Annotated in this window: 1 protein-coding gene; it reads left to right on the top strand. The window is 74.8% G+C overall.

All coding sequences use genetic code 11. From position 1 onward, the window contains the following. Positions 1-232 precede the first annotated feature (232 nt). Positions 233-820 (top strand): FAD-dependent oxidoreductase (locus GT042_RS22410; protein WP_161310519.1); only part of this gene is annotated, 588 nt, incomplete at its 3' end.

Raw genomic sequence — 820 nt, 5'->3', positions numbered from 1 at the left:
GCGCCTTGGCGCCGGTGCAGGCCCTTGCGCCGGCGCGCGCCCGCTGTGTCCGCCCGCTGCCGTCCCTGCCCTGTCCGTCGCTGCCCCTTCCGTCCCTGCCCCCTCCGGGCCGGTCCGGAGGCGGGCACTGCCGTACGCCCCCGGAACGCTTCCGCCGCTCCTGCCCGCCCGCACGTGGTTTGGCGGCGTTGTCAGCGGGCCAGTGCACTATCGGGGTGGGAGGTGGCACACGATGGACGGACGCGCGGGCTTCGACTGCGACGTGGTGGTGATCGGCGGCGGGATCGTCGGCCTGTCGACGGCGTACGCGATCACGCGCGCCGCTCCGGGCACCCGCGTGGTCGTGCTGGAGAAGGAAGCGGGGCCCGCGCGGCACCAGACGGGCCACAACAGCGGGGTGATCCACAGCGGGATCTACTACCGCCCCGGCTCCCTCAAGGCGCGGTACGCGGTGCGCGGCTCCGCCGAGATGGTCAAGTTCTGCGCGGAGTACGGCATCGCTCACCAGGTCACCGGCAAGCTGATCGTGGCGACCCGGCGCGACGAGCTGCCGCGGCTGCACGCGCTGGTCCAGCGGGGCCGGGAGAACGGGATTCCGGTGCGGGAGCTGGGCCCGGCGCAGATCATGGAGTACGAACCGCAGGTACGGGGCCTGGCCGCGATCCACGTCGGGACGACGGGGGTGTGCGACTTCACGGCGGTCGCGGAGCAGCTCGCGGAGTCGGTGCGGGCGGCGGGCGCGGAGGTGCGGTACGGCGCGGAGGTGACGGTCGTCGACCGCCGCGCGTGGGGGGTCGCGGTCCGTACGGGCGCGGGGGAC

Origin of the sequence: Streptomyces sp. SID3212 (genome assembly GCF_009865405.1) — a bacterium.
In the GTDB taxonomy this organism is placed as follows: domain Bacteria; phylum Actinomycetota; class Actinomycetes; order Streptomycetales; family Streptomycetaceae; genus Streptomyces.
This window is presented reverse-complemented; position numbering and strand designations above follow the sequence as displayed.